The organism is Halomonas ventosae (assembly GCF_004363555.1).
Lineage (GTDB): Bacteria > Pseudomonadota > Gammaproteobacteria > Pseudomonadales > Halomonadaceae > Halomonas > Halomonas ventosae.
The window spans coordinates 92,992-108,402 of record NZ_SNZJ01000014.1; the positions used below are offsets into that span (position 1 = coordinate 92,992).

Here is a 15,411-nt window from a genome sequence, read left to right on the forward strand (position 1 = left end):
GGCATAGCCCCGAATCCAGGTTGGCATGGTTTCTGCAAAACAACATGCAGAGCGCTTGGCGCCTTCAGCACCGACCAGGACACCAGAGGACGTTCCCATGAGTGAGTTCAACCAGCCCCTGGGGGGCAACGAGATGCCGCGCTTCGGTGGGCCCGCCACCATGATGCGCCTGCCGACCCAGCAGAATGCCGAAGGCCTGGATGCCGCCTTCATCGGCATTCCCATGGACATCGGCACCTCCAACCGCCCCGGAACCCGCCTGGGGCCTCGCCAGATTCGTGACGAGTCACGGATGCTGCGTCCCTACAACATGGCGACCCGGGCCGCCCCCTTCGATAGCCTGCAGGTCGCGGATATCGGCGATGTGCCGATCAACACCTTCAACCTGCCCAAGAACCTGGACATCATCTCCGGCTTCTATGACCGGGTGCTGGCCCACGACTGCGCGCCCCTCACGCTGGGCGGTGATCACACCCTGACCTGGCCGGTGCTGCGCGCCATCGCCAGGAAGCACGGCCCGGTCGGCCTGATCCACGTCGACGCCCATGCCGACGTCAATGAGCAGATGTTCGGCGAGGAGGTCGCCCACGGCTGCCCCTTCCGACGCGCCCAGGAGGAGGGGCTGCTCGACGCCAACCGCGTGGTGCAGATCGGCCTGCGCGGCACCGGCTATGCCGCGGAGGACTTCGACTGGTGCCGCGAGCAGGGCTTTCGCGTCGTGCAGGCCGAGGAGTGCTGGTACAGGTCGCTCGCGCCGCTGATGGCCGAAGTGCGAGAGCAGATGGGCGACGGGCCGGTCTACATCTCCTTCGATATCGATGCCCTCGACCCCTCCGTCGCGCCGGGCACCGGCACCGTCGAGATGGGTGGCCTCACCGCTCAGCAAGGGCTGGAGATCGTGCGCGGTGCAGCGGGACTCAACGTGGTGGGCGGCGACCTGGTCGAGGTGGCGCCCCCCTATGACCCGAGCGGCAATACCGCCCTGATGGGCGCCACTCTGCTCTACGAGATGCTCTGCGTGCTGCCGGGCGTGAAGCGTCGCGATTGACGCCTCTGGCCTACCTATAGGCCTGCCATCGATTCATACAATGACAATTCCAGCCGAGGTCCTCCATGTCATCTTCTCTCGATAGTTCCGACAACATCGCGCTCGAGGGCGCGCCGCTCTCGCGCCACGGCCTGATCAAGTTCCTCGTACCGTCGCTGATCGGCGTGTTGCTGTTCCTGGTGCCCTTCTCGGTAGGCGATACCATCAATATCGGCATGGGGTTCGCCGCCGATGGGCTCAAGGCCCTGCTGGGTGAGGCGCTGCCCGCCATCGCTACCCTGGTACTCTGCCTGTCGTTCGTGCTGACCCTCTACGTGAAGGCCGCCAGGCCTTTCTGGGCGCAGGGCAGTGCGCTGGGGGAGCTGTTCGACGTGGCCCCGCTGTGGACGGTGATGCGCGGGCTCGGGGCGCTGTTCGCGCTGATGACCTACTTCCAAGTCGGGCCGGCGTTCGTCACCGCCTCCTTCACCGGTGGCGTGATGCTCAATGACCTGGCGCCGGTCCTGCTGACCTTCTTCTTCTTTGCCGCCATCCTGCTGCCGTTCCTGGTCGACTTCGGCTTCATGGAGTTCATCGGCAGCCTGCTGCGTACCCCCTTCCGCTGGATCTTCGGTCTGCCCGGCCGCAGCGCCATCGATGCCACCGCCTCCTGGATGGGCTCAGGCACCGTCGGCGTCCTGATCACCACCCAGCAGTACGAGAAGGGCTTCTACAACTGCCGCGAGGCGGCGGCCATCGCCACCAACTTCTCCATCGTCTCGATCGCCTTCGCGATCCTGGTGACCAGCTTCATCGGCATCAATCACCTCTTCGTGCCCTTCTACCTGACGGTGGTGGTGGCCGGGCTGGTGGCCGCGGTGATCGTGCCGCGTCTGCCGCCGCTCTCGCGCAAGCCCAACAGCTACTACGAGCCGGTGGGCTGCCAGCTGCAGGAGGAGCGCACCGGTGATCAGGGGCTGCTGCGCTATAGCCTGGGCATGGCCGTCGCCCGTGCAGAGCAGGCACCGGGGCCGCGTCAGCTGGTGCGCATCGCGCTGTTCAACGTCGCGGATATCTTCTTCGGCCTGCTGCCGCTGGTCATCGCCATTGGTACCGTGGCGCTGATCCTGGCCGAATTCACGCCGCTGTTCACCTGGCTGTCGATGCCCATGGTGCCGGTTCTCGAGTGGATGGGTCTGCCGGAGGCCGAAGCCGCGGCGCCTGCCACCCTGGTGGGCTTCGCCGACATGTTCCTGCCGGCGGTGCTGGGCAGCAACATCGAGAGCGAGCTGACACGTTTCGTGATCGCCTGCCTGTCGCTGACCCAGCTGGTCTACATGTCCGAGATCGGTGCGCTGCTGCTGAAATCGAAGATTCCCCTCAAGCTGTGGGAGCTGGTGGCCATCTTCCTGATCCGGACCGCCATCACCCTGCCGATCATCGTCGTCATGGCCCACTGGCTGGTGGGATGAGGGAGCTCCAGATGACCTGTGCAGAACTGCTCATTCGACTGCTGCGCGACACCTACGGCGTGGATACCGTCTTCGGTATCCCCGGCGTCCATACCGTCGAGCTGTATCGTGGACTGGACGGCGGTGAGCCAGCCGGTGGCATCCGGCATGTCACCCCGCGTCACGAACAGGGCGCGGGCTTCATGGCCGACGGCTATGCCCGGGCCACCGGCCGGCCGGGAGTCTGCTTCATCATCACCGGCCCCGGCATGACCAACATCGCCACGGCCATGGGCCAGGCGCTGGCCGACTCCGTCCCGATGCTGGTGATCTCCAGCGTCAGCCGCCGCGACACGCTGGGGCGCGGTCAGGGACGCTTGCACGAGCTGCCCAGCCAGCAGCAGCTGGTGGCAGGGCTCTCCCGCTTCAGCCACACCCTGCTCGACCCCGACGGATTGCCCGAGGCCCTGGCCAGGGCGTTTGCGGTGTTCGAAGGGGGACGGCCGGGGCCGGTGCATATCGAGATTCCCATCGACCTCTTCCAGGCCCCGGTAGCGGAACCGGCCAGCTGGCGACGCACGGCTCTGACCAGTGCGGCGCCGGATCCCGATGCCCTGGAGACGGCCGGTGACTGGCTGGCACAGGCGAGGCGCCCCCTGGTGCTGCTGGGGGGCGGCTGCGTCAGGGCGCCGCAGGCGGCAAGGACGCTGGTTGCCGCCCTGGACGCCCCGACGGTCACCACGATCAATGCCAAGGGGCTGCTCGGCATCGACCATCCCCTGGACCTGGGCGCCAATGCCTCCCTGCCCGCCGTGCGTGAGCTGGCAAGAGACGCCGACGTGGTGCTGGCGATCGGCACCGAGCTGGGCGAGACCGATTACGACGTCGTCTTCGATGACGGCTTCTCCCTTTCCGGGCGGTTGATCCGCGTGGACATCGACCCCGAGCAGCTGGCCAGAAACCAGTCGGCGGACCTGGCACTGGTGGCGGATGCCGGAGCGACCCTCAAGGCGCTGGCCAGGCGTTTTGCCAAGACGCCTCTCCAGCGAGACGGCGAGGGCCGGGCCCGGGCGACTCGGGAGGCGCTGGGGTTGTCGCAGGACCCGGCCTTCGCGCCCTATGTGCCGCTGTTCGACACCCTCCGTGAGACCCTGCCGGAGGCCATCCTGGTCGGTGACTCCTGTGCCACCACCTATGCCGCCAACCACCTGGTGGCCCAGCCGGCGCCGCGGCGCTTCTTCAACGCCTCGACCGGCTACGGGACGCTCGGCTACGGCCTGCCCGCCGCCATGGGCGCCAGTCTTGGACAGCCCGGGTTGCCGGTCGTGGCGCTGGTGGGTGACGGCGGCATCATGTTCACGCTGACCGAGCTGGTCTGTGCGGTGGAGGAGGGCCTGCCGGTGGTGATCCTGCTGTGGCACAACCAGGGCTATGAAGAGATCCGCCGCTACATGGATGGCGCGGATGTCCCGCGACTGGGGGTGGATATCCAGGCGCCGGATTTCCAGATGCTGGCCGCCGGATTCGGCTGCGTTGCCCGTCGCGTTGGTGATCCCCAGGCCCTGGCCACGGCGATCCGCGGACGCCCCCGGCAGGGGCCGTTGCTGATCGAGATCGACGCGGCGGCCTGGAATGCCGCGGTGCAGGAATAGCATCTCACCGAACCGGAAACCCACTGCGAGAGAGCCCCCCATGCAACAGCTGACACGCCAGTTCATCGACAATCGCTGGGTCGAGAGTGCCGGCCAGCGCCGCCTGCCCGTCACCGACCCTTACCGCCAGGAGACCATCGCCGAGGTCACCGCCGGCGATGCCACGGATGTGGACGCCGCCGTGGCCGCCGCCCGACGCGCCCTGACGGCCTGGCAGGCGCTGGGCGGTGAGCGCCGAGGTGCCTGGCTATCGACCCTCGCCGACGCCCTGGAGGCACGTCGGGATGCGCTGATGCGCCTTTCCTCCCGCAATAACGGCAAGGCCCTGGCCGAGGCGGGTATCGACCTTGATGATGCCATCGCCTGTTACCGCTACTACGCCGGTCAGGCAGCCGAACTGGAGGCGCGCCAGGGGCGCATCGTCGAGCACGGCCTTGATGGCATCCGGGCCCAGACCTACGAAGACCCCGTTGGCGTGGTGGGGCTGATCACCCCCTGGAACTTTCCGCTGGTGACCAGCGCCTGGAAGATTGCCCCGGCCCTCGCGGCCGGCTGCACCGTGGTGTTCAAGCCCTCCGAGGTCACCCCGCTGCCCGAACAGGCGGTGGCCGAGGTCGCCGAGGCGGTCGGCCTGCCTGCCGGCGTACTTAACCTGGTGCACGGCGACGGGGAAGGCATCGGGGCGCCGCTCACCGCCCATCCCGGCGTCGACAAGTTCTCCTTCACCGGCAGCAACGCGGTGGGCGAGAAGGTGATGCGGGCGGCGGCCGAGGGCGTCCGTAACGTCTCGCTGGAACTGGGCGGCAAGTCCCCGATCCTGGTGCTGGAGGATGCCGAGGTCGAGCAGGCTGCCGACTGGGTGATGGCGGGCATCTACTTCAACTCCGGCCAGATCTGCTCCGCCACCTCGCGGCTGATCGTCCACGATGCCCTCGCCGAGCCGCTCTATGCGGCGCTGGCCAAGCGCATCGATGCCATTCGCCTGGGCGACCCCCTGGCCAGCGACACCGACATGGGCCCCATGTCCAGCGCCCGCCAGCGCGAAGCGGTCGAGCGCTACCTGGCGGTGGCGCGGGAGGAGGGACTCGTGGCGGTGCGCGATGGCCGGCATCGCCAGCTGCCCGAGTGCGGTGAGTTCGTCGCCCCGACGCTCTATCGCGATGTGCCGGTCGAGAGCCGCCTGTGGCAGGAGGAGATCTTCGGGCCGGTGCTCTGCGGGCGGAGCGTCTCCAGCGAAGACGAGGCCATCGCGCTCGCCAATGCCAGTCCCTTCGGCCTGGCCGCCACGGTGGTTGCCGGTGATGTCGAACGGGCCCGGCGGGCAGGGCAGCAGCTTCGCGCGGGCAGCATCTGGGTCAACAGCGAGCAGGTGGTGATGCCGGAAGCCAGCTGGGGCGGCTTCGGCATCAGCGGCATCGGCCGTGAGCTGGGCTCCTGGGGACTGGCGGAGTACCTGCAGGTGAAGCACCTCATCGGGCCCGAGGCAGGCCAGCACGGTTGACCAGCTTCCCTGACGCTCAGGCCATCGATCCTTGCTTGGCGGCCTGTTCTCGATGTGTGCCAGGCATGGCGCGCAGTGCCTGCCTGTCGCACCAAGAAACGCCGGGGCTCAAGGCCCCGGCGTAGCGGTTGGGAAGGCTCTCCCCGGGGGGAAGCTGCCGCGCCTGCCGCGGCGGGATGCCGCTGGCAGGCGCGTCGAGCCTATTCGGCCGTCGCCAGCAGGCTGGCGTTGCCGCCTGCGGCGGTGGTGTCGATGCAGAGGTGACGCTCCACCACGTAGCGTGCCGGCGCGATGGTCTGGGTCTCGAGCGAGACGATGGCGCCGTCGCGCTCGGCGAGCGCAATGCGCAGCTCGCGGGTCCAGTCGCTGTCGCCAGCTGCGGCCACGGTCTCGATCCCCCTGATCGTGGTCAGCGTCTCTGCCGCGACGCTGCCGTCGAGCGCGGCGACGGGCGCCCCGGCATCGATCAGAGGCTGCACGGCCTGCGCCGCGCCGGGGGCAACGACGACTGCCGGCGAGCCCGCGCCCAGCGCCTGCACCGCCTGGGCGACGGCGATGTCCAGCGTCGGCCCAAGGCAGAGCACCGGGCCCTTCGGATACATCGCCAGGCGGTTGCTTTCGCCCGTCGGCCCCGGCAGCGTCTGGGGCGTCATGTCCAGCGCCGCGGTTTCGGCGAGCGCCTTGCGGACCACGCCACCCTTGCCGGAGAGCGCCTTGCGCAGCACCTCGACCCGATCGCGCCGTGCCGCCCAGTTGCGTGAATCCAGCCCGTCGAGGGCCGACTGCAGATCCCCGACGGTCACGGCATTCCCTGTCGGCGCCTCAAGGCGCTCGATGGCGGCGGTACGGCGGAAGCGGTTGACGTAGAGCGGGCCGCCGGCCTTGGGGCCGGTACCCGAGAGGCCCTCGCCGCCGAAGGGCTGGGAGCCGACGATGGCGCCGATCTGATTGCGGTTGACGTAGATGTTGCCGACATGGATCCGCTCGACGATCTGCTGCACGCGGTCGTCGATGCGGGTGTGCAGGCCGAAGGTCAGCCCGTAGCCCCGGTCATTGATGTCATCGACCACCTTGTCGATGTCCCGCGCCTTGAAGGTGGCCACGTGCAGCACCGGGCCGAAGATCTCGCGCTCGAGGTCCTCGATGCCGCCGACCTCGATCACGGCCGGGGTGACGAAGGTGCCGGCGTCCGGCGCGGACAGCCTTTTCAGCACCTTGCCGGCCTTTTCCTTCTCCGCCACATAGGCACTGATATCGGCCTGGGCCTCGGCGTCGATCACCGGCGAGACGTCGGCGTCGGTGTTCCAGGGGTCGCCGATGGTCAGCGCGTCCATGGCGCCATCGAGCATCGTCAGCAGCCGATCCCGCGCCTCCTCCTGTACGTAGAGCATCCTCAGTGCCGAGCAGCGCTGGCCGGCCGACTGGAAGGAGGAGATCAGGATGTCGCGCACCGCCTGCTCGGTCAGCGCCGTGGAGTCCACGATCATGGCGTTGAGCCCGCCGGTCTCGGCGATCAGCACGGCGTCCGGCCCGGCATTCTTCGCCAGGGCCTTGTGGATGATCTGTGCCACCGGCGTCGAGCCGGTGAAGCAGACGCCGGCGATCCGCGGGTCGCTGGTCAGCGGCCCGCCCACCGTGGGCCCGTCGCCGGGCAGCAGCTGCAGCGCCGCCTCGGGCAGGCCGGCCTCGCGCATCAGCTCGACGGCCCGCGCGGCGATCATGGGTGTCTGCTCGGCGGGCTTGGCGAGCACCGCATTGCCGGCCGCCAGCGCCGCGGCGAGCTGGCCGGTGAAGATGGCCAGCGGGAAGTTCCAGGGGCTGATGCAGACGAAGATGCCTCGAGCGCTACCCGGCTCTTCGGCGTCCAGTCGCTCGCCCTCGTTGGCGTAGTAGCGCAGGAAGTCCACCGCCTCGCGCACCTCGGCGATGCCGTCGAACATCATCTTGCCGGCCTCGCGGGTACAGATCACCGTCAGCTCGGCGATGTGCGCCTCGTAGAGGTCGGCGGTGCGGCGCAGCACCTCGGCCCGCTCGGCCACCGGTCGCGCCGACCACTCGCGGAAGCCCGCCTCGGCGGCGTCCAGTGCGGTCGCCACCTCCTCCGGGGTCGCCTCATGCACCTGGCCGACCACCCGCGAGGTGTCGGCGGGCGACACGACATCCTTGGCCGGCCCCTGGGGGGCCGGGCTTCCCGCCAGCATGGGCCCGGCGGTCCAGGTGGTGTCGGCGAATTTCTCGCGAGCCGCCAGCAGCGGCAGGATCGAGGCGGGTTCGTTGATCCGGTAGCCGCGGGAGTTCTTGCGCTCGGGGGCGAACAGCTCGCCGGGCTGGCGGATCATGGGGCTGGCAATGGCGTCGCCGAGCTGCTGCATCCCGGCCACCGGATCCTTCGAGACCTCGCTGGGGGGAATCGAATCATCCACCACCTGGTTGACGAAGGAGGAGTTCGCCCCGTTCTCCAGCAGGCGGCGGACCAGGTAGGCCAGCAGGTCACGGTGCGCACCGACCGGGGCATAGATGCGGCAGTGCGTGCCCTCCGACTGCTTGACGATATGGTGCAGCGATTCGCCCATGCCGTGCAGGCGCTGGAACTCGTAGCTGTCCTTGTCGTCGCCCGCCATGGCGACGATGGCGGCGCAGGTATGGGCGTTGTGGGTGGCGAACTGCGGGTAGATGCGGTCGCGCCGGTCGAGCAGCAGCTGGGCGCAGGCCATGTAGCTGACATCGGTGTTGACCTTGCGGGTGAAGACCGGGAAGGTCTCGACGCCCATCTCCTGGGCCAGCTTGATCTCGGTGTCCCAGTAGGCGCCCTTGACCAGTCGCACCATGATCTTGCGGTCGAGGCGCTCGGCCAGGTCGTAGAGCGCCTCGATCACCGGCCCGGCACGTCGCCCGTAGGCCTGCACCACGACCCCGAAGCCGTCCCACCCGTCGAGGCTAGGGTCGGCCATCAGTGCCTCGATCACGTCCAGCGAGAGGTCCAGGCGGTCCTGCTCCTCGGCATCGATATTGAAGCCGATATTGGCCTTGGCCGCCTGCCGCACCAGTTCCTGGGCGCGCGGTACCAGGGTTTCCATCACCGTCTCGCGGTGGGTGGTTTCGTAGCGCGGATGCAGCGCCGAGAGCTTCACCGAGATGCCGGGGCTTCCGCGCACGTCACCCTTGGCCTGTTTGGCGATGGCGGTGATCGCCTTGGCGTAAGCCTCATGATAGCGCTGCGCATCCTCGTCGGTGCGCGCCGCCTCGCCCAGCATGTCGTAGGAGTAGGTGTAGCCCTGCTTCTCGAGCTCGCGGGCATTCTTCATGCCCTCCTGGATGGTCTGGCCGAGCACGAACTGGCGGCCGAGGATGCGCATCGACTGGCCGACCGCCTTGCGCACCACCGGCTCGCCCATCCGGCGTACCAGGCCGCGCAGCGCCCGCGCCGGGCCCTTGGGATCGTCATCCAGCACCTTGCCGGTCAGCATCAGCGCCCAGGTCGAGGCGTTGACCATCGACGACGACGACTTGCCCAGGTGCGAGCCCCAGTCGGACGGCTCGATCTTGTCGTGGATCAGATCGTCGATGGTCTCTGCGTCGGGCACGCGCAGCAGCGCCTCGGCCAGGCACATCAGGCCGACGCCTTCGGCGGTGGAGAGACCGTATTCGGCGAGGAACGCCTCCATCATCGAGGGCGACCTTTCCTTGCGCACGCGCGCTACATAGTTGGCACCTACATCAGCCACCCTGCGGCGGTCCTCCTCCGACAGCTTGATCTGTCCGACCAGCTCATGCAGCACGTCGGCCTCGTCGGCCGCATAGTGCTCGCGGATCCGTCCCCGCAGCTCGCTGACGGCCCCATGCGGATGAAGGTTGGCTTTGTTCATGGTCGATCTCCCTGGATGGCCGACACGCAGCGTCGATGCGCCGCTTGGATGTTGTCGTTCTTGTCGAAAGGTGATGTTGCAGCTTAGGCGTTCCGGCACGGGTTGCGCCAACCGGCTCGACGACGGAGATGGCCTGATGGGCAGGCGAGAAGCAGGCCGCCTCGCCGTTAATGATGCCAGCCTACCTGCCTGGAAAGGGCGCTGCTCGGGCGCTGGCGTTTGGCGCCTTGAGCGTTGAAAGCGCGTCACCCGACAGGCCTCGAGAATCCAGCGCGGGGGCCCAATACCGGGTCGCCGGCGCGTTCGGTTGTGATCGCCCCCTTGGACAGGCCCCCTGTGCTGGTTCACAGACGCCGAGCGTTACGCCATCGCCCTCCTTGGCGAGGAAACGGCCGCATTGACCCAGGTCATGCCGACCACCGCAGTGCCATGGAACGGTAGGTCGTGATGATCTCGATCAATTTCATTCCTTTTTGATATATAAAATATTGTCTTTAATTCCAACGTGTGATTTGTCAGACTCTCGCGCTCACTCTCGATCCCTTATGGATGATGAAGACATATCTGGGCAAGATGCGCGGCGAGCGCCTGAAACGTGAGACTCCCGATTTTCGCGATGCGCTCTGGTCATGGGTCGGCGCTTTCTCCGGCATGGGGGCTATCTGCTGGCTGAGTGCCCATTGGCTCTCCCAGCACCTGCTGATCGTGGCCTCCTTCGGGGCGACCTCCGTGCTGCTCTATGCCGCGCCGGAGAGCCCCTTCGCCCAGCCCCGCAACGTGCTGCTGGGCAACCTGCTCTCGGCAGTGGTGGGGGTCGCCTGCTTCCAGTTACTGGGGGCATCGGCGCTGTCGGTGACCCTGGCCGTGTCGCTCTCGATCCTGCTGATGCAGCTTACCCACAGCGTGCACCCGCCCGGCGCGGCGGCCGCGCTGGTTGCGGTGATCGGGGGGCCCGAGATCACCCGCCTGGAGTGGTGGTATCCGCTGATGCCGATCGGCATCGGCAGCACGATCATGGTGCTGGTGGCGGTGCTGGTGAACAACCTGGCTCGCCATCGGCGCTATCCGCTGCACTGGTAGGCGATATTGCAGGCGTCAGGCCGGGGTGTTGCACCGCTGACGCCATCGACGCCGATCGCCACACATCAGGCCCCGTGCCTCACCCGGTTTCCCTCTCTTGCCTGATTGCTCCCGTTGGCCACGTGCCGTGGCGTCGGCGGGTCCCGCTGCTCGCCTTTGGCGTCAGGAACTCGACGTGAATGACGTTTGATGTGGATTTTTCGTCGTTCCTGGTCAAAACGTCACGCCGGGATGCCCCCACACTGTAGGCACATCCTCGTTGAGCCACAGGAGGCCGAACGTGAACCGCAACGTCATCCTCACCTGCGCCGTCACCGGCGCCGGCGATACCGCCGGCAAGAACCCCAACGTGCCCGTCACGCCGAAGCAGATCGCCGACGACTGCATCGAGGCCGCCCGCGCGGGTGCCAGCGTGGCCCATATCCACGTGCGCGACCCCGAGACCGGCGGCATCAGCCACTCCGTCGACCACTTCCGTGAGGTGATGCAGCGGGTCCGCGAGGCCGACGTCGACATCGTCATGAACATCACCGCCGGCGGCGGCGGCGACTGGATCCCCGACGCCGCGGACCCCACCCGCGGCGGCCCCGGCACCGACATCCAGACCCCGGCCGAGCGCCACGAGCCGGTGGGCGCGCTGCTCCCGGAGCTCTGCACCCTGGACTGCGGCAGCCTCAACTTCGGCGACATGGTCTACGTGAACCCGGCAGACTGGCTGCGCGAGCACGCCCGACTGGTGCAGGCCGCCGGCGTCAAGCCGGAGCTCGAGTGTTTCGACCTGGGCCACGTCTGGTTCGCCCGACAGCTGCAGCAGGAGGGCCTGATCGACGGCGACCCGCTCTACCAGCTCTGCCTGGGGATTCCCTGGGGCGCCGAGGCGGACCCCGAGACCATGCTGGCGATGCGCAACAAGCTGCCGGAGAACGCCAACTGGGCCGCCTTCGGCATCGGCCGCCAGCAGATGCCCATGGTCGCTCAGGCGATGCTGCTCGGCGGCCACGCCCGGGTCGGCCTGGAGGACAACCTCTACCTGAAGAAAGGGGTGCTCGCCACCAATGGCGGGCTGGTCGAGAAGGCCGGGGACATCATCGAGAGCCTCGGTGGCCGCGTGATGACGCCGGCCGAGACCCGCGCCCACCTCAGGCTGCGCGATCCGAACACCGGCCAGACCGTGGAAAAAGCCGCCGGAGGTGAAGCATGAGCCGCCAACTCACCGTGATCGGCACCGGGGTGATCGGCAACGGCTGGATCGCCCGCGCCCTGTCCCGCGGCTGGGACGTGGTGGCCTTCGACCCCGACCCCGAGGCTCCGGCGCGCACCCGCGCCTTCGTCGCGGGCGCCTGGGCCTCGCTCGAGAAGCTGGGCCTGGCCGAGGGCGCCAGCCCCGAGCGGCTGCGCTTCGTGGAGAGCCTCGAAGCCGCCGTGACGGGCGCCGACCTGATCCAGGAGAACGTGCCGGAGCGCCTGCCGCTCAAGCAGGAGATCCTCGCCGCCATCGACGCTGCCGCGGAAGACCAGGTGGTGATCGGCTCCTCCACCTCGGGCTTCAAGCCCAGCGACCTGCAGCAGGATTGCGCCAAGGCGCCGGGGCGGGTAATCGTCGCCCACCCCTTCAACCCGGTCTACCTGCTGCCGCTGGTGGAGCTGGTGGGCGGCGAGGCCACCGATCCCCGCCAGATCGAGCAGGCCCAGGCGCTCTACCAGGACCTGGCCATGCGCCCGCTGGTGGTGCGCCGGGAAATCGAGGGGCATATCGCCGACCGCCTGATGGAGGCGCTGTGGCGCGAGGCCCTGCACCTGGTCAATGACGGCGTGGCTACCACCGAGGAGATCGATGCCGCCGTGGTCTACGGCTGTGGCCTGCGCTGGTCGCTGATGGGCACCTTCCTTACCTTCCACCTGGCCGGCGGCGAGCAGGGCATGCGTCATATGCTCGAGCAGTTCGGCCCGGCGCTGAAACTGCCCTGGACCAAGCTGGAGGCGCCCGAGCTCACCGACGAGCTGATCGACCGGGTGGTCGAGGGCTGCGAGCACCAGGCCGCCGGCCGCCCGGTGGCCGAGCTCGACCGCCGCCGCGACGACTTCCTGGTGGAGCTGCTCGACCTGGTGCAGAAGTACTGGCCCGAGGCAGAGGGCCTGGAGGGACGCATCTGATGGTGATCCTGGAGAGCCGCGTCGCCCCCGAGTGGGTCGACTACAACGGCCACATGAACGACGCCGAGTACGCCAGGGTCTTCTCCCTGGGCGTGGAGGCGCTGATGGACCGTATTGGCCTGGATGCCACCGGCCGCCAGCGGCACGGCTATACGATCTACACCCTGGAGACCCACCTCTGCTACCGCCGCGAGGTCCACGAGGGGCAGCCGCTCAGGGTCGCCCTGACCCTGCTGGACCGCGACGCCAAGCGGCTGCACGTCTTCTTCGAACTGCTCGATGAGGCGGGCAACCTGCTGGCCACCAGCGAGCAGATGCTGATGGGCATCGACAGCGAGGCCGTGCGTCCCGCGCCCTTTCCCGCGCCCGTCGAGAGCGCCATTGGCGCACTGCCCCATGTTGCGCGAGACGCCTGGCCGGAACTGGCCGGGCGCACCATCGGCATACGCCGCTAGCCCCCGCGTCCAGAACCAACAGCGACCGGCCGCCCACTCCAGGGGCGGCCCGACGGGATTGCCGGCCCGAGGTCCGGCCAAGGAGGATATGGATTATCGCTGCGTCGACTCCCCCCACTCGCCCCTCGTCCTCGTCACAGGGCGCCAATCCGCACGCCGAGACGACCACCGACTACATGGTGACCGAGCTCGCCCAGGGCGGCCTCTTCCAGGGCATGCACAAGGGCATGACCCTCACGGCAGGCGCCCTGGTGCTGGCCTTCGTGCTCTTCACCGGGCTTGGCTCCGAAACCGCCGGCAGCGTCTTCGGCGCCGCTCGCGCCTGGATCGAGAGCACCTTCAGCGGCTACTACCTGATCACGGTGATGCTGCTGCTGGCGGTGTGTGCCTTCATCGTCCTCAGCCGCTACGGCAGCGTGCGCCTGGGACCCGATGACAGCCGCCCCGAGTTCAGCAATTTCGCCTGGTTCTCGATGCTGTTTTCGGCCGGTATCGGGATCGGCATCCTGTTCTTCGGCGTCGCCGAGCCGGTCTTCTACCTCGACGACACCGGCGCCTTCGGCTATCCCAACAACCCCCACGCCGATATGGCTGGGGCCACCGCCATCGGCCATGAGCGCGCCATCGACGCCCTGCGGGTCACGGTTTTCCACTGGGGCCTGCACGGCTGGGCGATCTACGTCATCGTCGGCATGTCGCTGGCCTACTTTGCCTACCGCAAGGGCCTGCCGCTGGCGCTGCGCTCGGCCCTGTATCCCTTCATCGGCGAGCGCATCTTCGGCCCGCTGGGCCACCTCTTCGATATCCTCGGCGTGCTGGGCTGCGTCTTCGGCGTCGCTACCTCCCTGGGCCTCGGCGTCAGCCAGATGGCCGTGGGCCTGGAGCGCCTGGTGGGTATCGGCGCCGGCCTGGATACCCAGCTGATCCTGATTGCCCTGATCTCGATGGTCTCGATCCTCTCGGCGGTCACCGGGGTCCGGCGCGGCATCAGGGTGATCTCCGAGCTCAATATCTGGATCTCGGTGCTCGTGGTCGGCGTCTTCCTGATCGGCGGCCCCACCCTGTGGCTGATCACCGCCTTCGGCGAGACCCTGCTCGACTACGCCGTCAACTTCATCCCCATGGGCCTATGGTTCGCCGACGAGCCCGCGACCGTAGAGTGGCAGCAGGGCTGGACCATCTTCTACTGGGGCTGGTGGCTGGCCTGGGCCCCCTTCGTCGGGCTGTTCATCGCGCGCATCTCAAAGGGCCGCACCCTGCGCGAGTTCGTCCTCGGGGTGCTGCTGGTCCCGACCCTGATCATCTTCGTGTGGCTGATCATCTTCGGCGGCAACGCCATGTACCAGGAGCTCAACGCGGGGGGCGGCGCGGGCAGCGCCGGCATCATCGAGCTGGTCAACGCCTGGAAGCTGCCGGCGGCGCTGTTTGCCACCGCCGACGGCATCGTCGGCACCGGTACCTTCGGCTGGCTGCTCTCGGCCATGATGGTGTTCCTGCTGATGAGCTGGTTCGTCACCTCGTCCGACTCCGGGACGCTGGTGCTGACCACCATCCTGTCGCTGGGCGACGAGGAGCCACCGCGCCGGTTTCGGGTCCTGTGGGGCGTGGTCATCGGCCTGGTGGCCGCGGTGCTGCTGCTGGCCGGTGGCCTCACCGCGCTGCAGACCGCCTTGATCGCTGCCGCCCTGCCGTTGAGCGGCGTCATCCTGGTCATGACTGCCGGCGTGCTGCTCTCGCTGTTCCGCGAGTCCCTCGAGGCACGGCAGCTGGCCGATGCGAAACTTACCTCTACACGCACAGGAGGCTCAGGTGACCGCTGATCTTCCCCCGACGCCCGACTACGACGCCTGGCCCATCGAGGCCGACCTCGAGAGTGTCTCCTTCACGCCGCGCCTGGTGACGGTGCGCTGGCGCGACGGCCGCGTGAGCCGCTACCACGGCATCTGGCTGCGCGAGAACGCCGCCGACGACACCACCGTCAACCCGGCGACCCGCGAGCGCATCCTGGATCTCTCCACCCTGCCCGCCTGGCCGGAGATCGCCGGCGCGGAGATCGACGCCGCCGGCGCGCTGTGCGTGAACTTCGCCCCTGAGGATCGTCGACTGCGCTTCCACCCCGGCTGGCTGCGCGCCCACGACTACGACAACGCCGAGGACCCCGAGGCGCCGCTGGTGCCGGTGACGACCTGGGAGGGCGGCCCTGAGGCGGGACCCGACACCCTCGA

The 15,411-nt window shown here is 68.3% G+C and carries 10 protein-coding genes and 1 pseudogene; 10 read left to right on the plus strand and 1 reads right to left on the minus strand.

Annotated features, from left to right (window positions below; genetic code table 11):
- The first annotated feature begins 97 nt into the window (after positions 1 to 97).
- From speB to DFP85_RS12670, 4 genes are all read left to right on the plus strand, one after another.
- On the plus strand, positions 98 to 1,048 hold the full coding sequence (speB, locus tag DFP85_RS12655; RefSeq protein ID WP_133636626.1) for an agmatinase: 951 nt from the start codon (positions 98 to 100) through the stop codon (positions 1,046 to 1,048).
- 65 nt (positions 1,049 to 1,113) lie between these two features.
- The gene (locus DFP85_RS12660) at positions 1,114 to 2,499 is read left to right on the plus strand and encodes a YjiH family protein (protein ID WP_133636627.1); all 1,386 of its coding nucleotides are present in this window, start codon (positions 1,114 to 1,116) and stop codon (positions 2,497 to 2,499) included.
- Between the two features lie 11 nt (positions 2,500 to 2,510).
- Positions 2,511 to 4,130 (plus strand): 5-guanidino-2-oxopentanoate decarboxylase, encoded by a 1,620-nt coding sequence (locus DFP85_RS12665; protein WP_133636628.1) that lies wholly within the window; start codon positions 2,511 to 2,513, stop codon positions 4,128 to 4,130.
- A 40-nt stretch (positions 4,131 to 4,170) separates the two neighbouring features.
- A complete protein-coding gene (locus DFP85_RS12670; RefSeq protein ID WP_133636629.1) occupies positions 4,171 to 5,631 on the plus strand; it encodes an aldehyde dehydrogenase family protein in 1,461 nt (486 codons plus the stop codon).
- Positions 5,632 to 5,831: 200 nt separating this feature from the next.
- Here DFP85_RS12670 and putA read toward each other — a convergent pair whose 3' ends face one another.
- The gene (putA, locus tag DFP85_RS12675; protein WP_133636630.1) at positions 5,832 to 9,497 is read right to left on the minus strand and encodes a bifunctional proline dehydrogenase/L-glutamate gamma-semialdehyde dehydrogenase PutA; all 3,666 of its coding nucleotides are present in this window, start codon (positions 9,495 to 9,497) and stop codon (positions 5,832 to 5,834) included.
- A 552-nt stretch (positions 9,498 to 10,049) separates the two neighbouring features.
- Here putA and DFP85_RS12680 point away from each other — a divergent pair.
- The 6 genes and pseudogenes from DFP85_RS12680 to DFP85_RS12705 all read left to right on the plus strand — a co-directional run.
- Positions 10,050 to 10,577 (plus strand): HPP family protein, encoded by a 528-nt coding sequence (locus DFP85_RS12680; protein ID WP_133636639.1) that lies wholly within the window; start codon positions 10,050 to 10,052, stop codon positions 10,575 to 10,577.
- A gap of 280 nt (positions 10,578 to 10,857) precedes the next feature.
- Entirely contained in the window at positions 10,858 to 11,778 is a 921-nt protein-coding gene (locus DFP85_RS12685) for a beta-keto acid cleavage family enzyme (protein WP_133636631.1), read from the plus strand.
- Positions 11,775 to 12,731, plus strand: a complete 957-nt coding sequence (locus tag DFP85_RS12690; RefSeq protein WP_133636632.1) for an L-carnitine dehydrogenase — start codon at positions 11,775 to 11,777, stop codon at positions 12,729 to 12,731. The genes DFP85_RS12685 and DFP85_RS12690 overlap by 4 nt, the downstream gene beginning before the upstream one ends.
- The gene (locus tag DFP85_RS12695; protein WP_133636633.1) at positions 12,731 to 13,186 is read left to right on the plus strand and encodes a thioesterase family protein; all 456 of its coding nucleotides are present in this window, start codon (positions 12,731 to 12,733) and stop codon (positions 13,184 to 13,186) included. The genes DFP85_RS12690 and DFP85_RS12695 overlap by 1 nt, the downstream gene beginning before the upstream one ends.
- A 176-nt stretch (positions 13,187 to 13,362) precedes the next feature.
- Positions 13,363 to 15,006: a BCCT family transporter gene (locus DFP85_RS12700; RefSeq protein ID WP_133636634.1), complete on the plus strand. Its 1,644-nt coding sequence runs from the start codon at positions 13,363 to 13,365 to the stop codon at positions 15,004 to 15,006.
- A pseudogene (locus DFP85_RS12705) lies at positions 14,960 to 15,411 on the plus strand (TauD/TfdA family dioxygenase); the annotation flags it as partial. The gene DFP85_RS12700 and the pseudogene DFP85_RS12705, both read left to right, overlap by 47 nt.